General features: G+C 55.0%; 5 protein-coding genes. 4 read left to right on the top strand and 1 reads right to left on the bottom strand.

Annotation, left to right across the window (positions count from 1 at the left end; translation table 11 throughout):
• Positions 1-474 precede the first annotated feature (474 nt).
• Entirely contained in the window at positions 475-1,026 is a 552-nt protein-coding gene (locus ACYX34_RS09635) for a hypothetical protein (RefSeq protein WP_462076342.1), read from the top strand.
• The gene (locus ACYX34_RS09630; protein ID WP_462076341.1) at positions 1,023-2,006 is read left to right on the top strand and encodes a relaxase/mobilization nuclease domain-containing protein; all 984 of its coding nucleotides are present in this window, start codon (positions 1,023-1,025) and stop codon (positions 2,004-2,006) included. Before ACYX34_RS09635 ends, ACYX34_RS09630 begins: the two co-directional genes overlap by 4 nt.
• Positions 2,007-2,364: 358 nt before the next feature.
• Here ACYX34_RS09630 and ACYX34_RS09625 read toward each other — a convergent pair whose 3' ends face one another.
• Positions 2,365-3,327 (bottom strand): GlxA family transcriptional regulator, encoded by a 963-nt coding sequence (locus tag ACYX34_RS09625; protein ID WP_462076340.1) that lies wholly within the window; start codon positions 3,325-3,327, stop codon positions 2,365-2,367.
• A gap of 104 nt (positions 3,328-3,431) precedes the next feature.
• Here ACYX34_RS09625 and ACYX34_RS09620 point away from each other — a divergent pair, with 104 nt between their 5' ends.
• A complete protein-coding gene (locus ACYX34_RS09620; protein ID WP_173045355.1) occupies positions 3,432-3,734 on the top strand; it encodes a putative quinol monooxygenase in 303 nt (100 codons plus the stop codon).
• Positions 3,735-3,782: 48 nt separating this feature from the next.
• Positions 3,783-4,568 (top strand): chlorite dismutase family protein, encoded by a 786-nt coding sequence (locus ACYX34_RS09615; protein ID WP_173045353.1) that lies wholly within the window; start codon positions 3,783-3,785, stop codon positions 4,566-4,568.
• Positions 4,569-4,999: the final 431 nt, after the last annotated feature.

Here is a 4,999-nt window from a genome sequence, read left to right as displayed (position 1 = left end):
TTGTTCCAGAATGGGTCTCATGGCTGCCTTCATACCTGTGGCTTCGAGCGTAGAGTGTTCGCTCGATCCTGTCAAGATTAGAGCCAACCTCGCCCTCGTAGACAGGCTCGCAAGGGGACATACAAGCAGCCAGCGATTCCTCAGCGCTTATGAGTAGCAACCGGCCAATATTGCAGCAAATAGCAGGGAAACCCCTAGCAATAGCATGGACTTCTCAACCCTCCTTTGTTTGAACCTTGTATCCCTATTTCAAGAGGTTGGGGGGCCTAGATCTCTTTCTTCTTTTCTTTCTTCTTATCCCTTTCTTTAGAGTTTGTAGAGTTTGCAGGATATGGCTGTTGCCCGTAGTTGTCTTACATTATGGGTTTATCGTATCCTTGTGCGACTGTTCTGTGACCCTCCGATAGCCAGACTTCGACACCGGTTTGGGGAGGGGCGCGGGGTGGCCAAATTTAGGCTGGTAGGGGTGAGTTGATGGGGGAGCGGGCGAAACGGACGACCACGGTGACTGTGGATTTGGGGGAACTGAAGGTGCCCTGGCAGGCCTGGTGTCAGGCCCACGGACTCACACCGAGCCATGCGTTGCGGAACGCCATTCGGCAGACCATGGATCGGAGAGCCACCCCGGCCCCTACGCCTCGGAGTCGCATCAGCCCGAAGCGAGAACGAGCGACCGCTCGCATCGAACTGAACCTGACAGTATCAGAGCTCGCCGCCCTGAAGAAAATGGCGGGTTACGAAGGCTATGTGCCGACGAAATGGCTGGTGGCGATGGTGCGGACCAAGTTGAGCGGGCAGCCGCAGGTCGGACAGCCGGAATTGGAGACTTTGGCCCGGTCCAATCAGCAACTGCTTGCCCTGGGCAGGAACTTGAATCAGATTGCCAAGGTCTTGAATACCGCTCCCCAGAACCAGACAGCCTTTCGGGTCGAGGTCATCACCGAACTCTCCCGCGTGATCCAAGCCCATACGAAGAAGGTGGCGGATCTCTTACGCGGGACCGTGGAGCGCTGGCACCTCCAATGAGTTCGACAAGCAGCCAGATTGACCAGAAGTTGGATGAGTGGGGGAGTCGGCTTTTCAATGTCTCAACCGAGACCCTCCCACGACCGAGGTCCAGGAGGACTGTTCGTCTGAGTTCCGCCAAGTTCACGAGTACTGGCGGACGGCTCAGCACGTCACAGGCTCGGGCGACCTATGTGCGGCAGAAGTTACAAGCTATGGTTCGGCGCTCGCCACAAGTCGTGGTGAAACTCGTCAGGGCGCCGAAGGGGATGAAGGGCATCTCAAACAATCTCACCTACATTTCGCGGGATGGCCAACTCGAGATTGAAGACCAGGATGGTCAGGTCGTTCTTGGGAAGGAGGCCGTGGCCGATCTGAAAGCCGAATGGCGCGACGGCGGCATGCCGATCGCCGCCGACTCGACGATGCGCGACGCCTTTCATCTCGTCCTCTCCATGCCGACACAGACCGATCCGCTATCCGTCCAACGGGCGGCGCGTGACTTTGCCAACCGGGAGTTCTCCGGATTTCAGTATGCGATGGTGCTCCACACGTTCGAGACTGATCCGGATCCGAATCCCTCTCCGCATCCGCATGTCCACCTGACGGTGAAAGCGGCAGGTCTCGATGGGATTCGGCTCAATCCAAGAAAGGCTGATCTGCAACGGTGGCGGGAGGGGTTTGCGGAGGCGTTACGCGAACATGGCATTGAGGCCACGACCACGAGCCGAATTCACCGTACGACACAGGAACGGTGGAAGGTTCAGCATCTACGTGATCGCACGACCGAGGCGAAGGTGCTCGATCGTCAGCGACGAGTCACCCACATGCCAAGGAAGCAGCGGGAGGTCATGCACCACTACGAGCAGGTTCTGAAGACGCTCGCACGATCTGATCAAGGAGCAGACCGGCAGCTCGCTGTGGATCTGGTGCGCTATCTCGGGGGACGAGGCCGTACTCCGGACATGGAGCGGAACCGAGGAAACGATCGTGACCGATAAGGTCGTTTTCTATGTAAGTGGTAACCTCTGTAACAACCTCCAAGCTCGTATAAACTATTCTGCTCCTCTCTTCTACTGCTGATGTATAAAGACGGTTGGATATTCAGTTAATCTGAGGACCAATGGGCCGACTCAAAGTATTTTTGGGAATTGTCGTTGGATGTATTCTAGTACTCGTGCCGAGTTCTGGTTTTCGCGCAAGCCGAAGATCAACCAGCTCGCCGAGCAACCCTATCCGTGAGTGGCAATGCAGATGAGTCGCTGCCTCGGAAAAGTGGATTGTCTCTCCATTATTCTCTGCAAGTACCTTGTTTCATAAGTGGTAAGTTATGAAACAACCTCCAATCTTGCACAACTACTAGACCCGTGCTCTCAGCTCACGTACGCCGCGTCCAATTTTCCGTTGGATGAGGGTTCGCAACGTGGCCCCGCTTGCATAGCCTACCCGGTCGGCAATCTGGTCCACACTATGGTTGCTGGTCTGTAGCAGATGGACGGCGCGCTCGACACGAAGATCCTGGAAGTAGGCAAGCGGAGATTTCCCGATCACGGCGTGCAGCCGACGCGTCAATGTTCGTGGACTTGTCCTCACGGCACGGGCGGCATCATGGAGCGAGAAGCCGTCACCCAAACGACGGCGGGCCCATCGTTCGAACCGCTCCACAAATGGATCTGCGTGAGCCAGGTGGTCAGGAATGGCGAAGGTCGCCTGCATTGGTCTCGGGTCAATTACAAGGTAACGGGCAGTCAGGGCCGCCAATGCGGGACTACGGTGGCGCACGAGCCACAATGCTAGATCGAGATGCGCCAGCGCGGCTCCGGCAGTGATGAAGGGTGACGAGTGGACAATCATACGCGACTCGTCCAGTACTACCTGGGGATACCGTTCACGAAAGAAAGGAGCCAGCCACCAGGAAGTCGTCGCATGATGGCCGTTGAGTAGGGAGGCCTCTGCAAGGATAAACGTGCCCGTGCAGGCAGCCCCAAGTATGGTGCCCCGCTGGAACCAGTGCCGCAGGAGGCTTTGTGCGTCCACGATCTCTCGTTGGTCAAGAAGGCGGGACAACGTATCGGGCATCTTCGCCCCCACGGCCGGCACCAGGGCGATATCGGGATGAGCCAGTCCCGTTGCTCGTCTTGCCGGGATCGACAGGCCGTGACTCGTGGTCACTCGGGATCGGACACCCACGATGGTGACATCGAAGCGCGTCGTCAATGCTTTCGAAGATGCTGCGAGTTCATTTGCCACGCTGAAGGTATCAAGAAGAGTCGATAAGCCAGTATCGAAGGTGTTCTGTAGTGCCACGATGTAAATTCGCATGGCGAGAACTGTAGCATAATTGGCATTATTGCCAATAGACCAATCCTTAACTCACACGCTAGGATGCGCATAGCAATTAGTTAATTTCTGAAAGGATGGAAAACATGGTACGAGTGGCATTGCTAGTGCGGTTGGAGGCCAAGCCAGGCAAGGAAGCGGAGGTGGCTCGCTTTCTCGAAGGTGGCCTTGCCTTGGCAAATCAGGAAGCCGCCACACCGATTTGGTTTGCCCTAAAGTTAGGGCCAACCACATTTGGCATCTTCGATGCCTTTGCTGACGAGGCGGGGCGTAAAGCGCACCTGGCTGGGCAGATTGCGGCCGCCCTGATGGCGAAAGCTCCTGATCTGTTGGCTAAACCCCCACAAATCGAACAAGTCGATGTGCTCGCCGCGAAAATTTCACACTAAGCGGGACCGGTTCCGACAATGGGACAGCCTTATGCCTAAGGAGAAGTGATGCGACAGCGATCTATCCTCGCCGTGATGGTTTTGACTTTCATGCTTTGTGCGCAAATAGCTGGTGCTGAAGCGGATCGGGAGAAGTTATTGAAGGAACCCGGGATCTATGCCACCTTCGCCGTCTTCAAGGTTGGGGACGAGTGGTGGAAACTGGATCGCGATGCCCGGACGAAAGCCGTGGCGGAGGCAAAAAGTGTGTTCCAGAAGTATTCAGAGCAAATGACCATCGATACGTACTTGCTGCGAGGATTATCTGAGAAAGCTGACTTTTTCCTGAGGATTCACTCCAAGGAAATGAGTCACAACCAGAATGTTCTGATCGACTTCATGGGCACGACGTTCGGGAAAGCGTTGAAGAACACCGACACGTTCAACGGAATTACAAAGGCGTTAAATTATGTCCCGAGTTTTCCTGAAGAGTTGAAGACTGAACTGAAAACTCCTCCACCTCCGAGCAGTCCGTATGTCCTGGTGGTTCCTATCCGCAAAGATGCTGAATGGTGGATGATGCCGCACGATCCGCGTGCCGCTTTGATGAAGGAGCATACGGATGCGACAGTGGCATATCTCAAAACCGTCAAGCGCAAGCTGTATCATTCCAGCGGGCTGGATGACCTGGACTTCATCACCTATTTTGAGACGGCAAAACTGGACGACTTCAACAATCTGGTGATCGGCTTATTGAAGGTGAAGGAGAATCGCCATAATAAGCGGTTTGGTGATCCGTTGTTGTTGGGGACGATCCGCTCCCTGGATGAAATCCTCGAAGTCTTTTCACGGTAAGGACGCACGGGAGGTGCCGTCGCTAGGCGACATGCCCCGACCGTGTTCTCATAGCACTGGTATGGCAACCCGCATGGGTACAGGGACACGGGGTTCCCTCTGTGCGGGCATTTAGGGATTTTGGCAGCACTGGCCTGACCGTAAATCCGATAGCATGTAAACAGAACAGGCTTGGCGTGGGATATCCAGAGGGATGGGGGAGGCAATTGCTACTCACTGGGCGATCTGAGGAATGATCATGTTGATGCATTTCTCAAATGCCGAGTCGAGGGGGCTACTTTTGTTTCTTGTGGGCTGCGTTGTCTTCTGATGAGGATGGCTCAGGTACTGTATTTTCATCGGAGACATGACTGCCTGATTCGATTGATGTACAGACTAGGTGTGACAAATTTGTGTCAAAACTCTGTTGAAACAGACAGAAAGGATGGAAT

It is taken from the genome of Nitrospira sp. CMX1, from assembly GCF_054902215.1.
Note: the sequence above shows the minus strand (reverse complement) of the source record. Positions and strands in the feature narration are given on the sequence as shown.

Coding starts and splice junctions, on each gene's coding strand:
- ACYX34_RS09635 (WP_462076342.1), top strand. CDS start 475: ATGGGGGAGCGGGCGAAACGGACGACCACGGTGACTGTGGATTTGGGG.
- ACYX34_RS09630 (WP_462076341.1), top strand. CDS start 1,023: ATGAGTTCGACAAGCAGCCAGATTGACCAGAAGTTGGATGAGTGGGGG.
- ACYX34_RS09625 (WP_462076340.1), bottom strand. CDS start 3,327: ATGCGAATTTACATCGTGGCACTACAGAACACCTTCGATACTGGCTTA.
- ACYX34_RS09620 (WP_173045355.1), top strand. CDS start 3,432: ATGGTACGAGTGGCATTGCTAGTGCGGTTGGAGGCCAAGCCAGGCAAG.
- ACYX34_RS09615 (WP_173045353.1), top strand. CDS start 3,783: ATGCGACAGCGATCTATCCTCGCCGTGATGGTTTTGACTTTCATGCTT.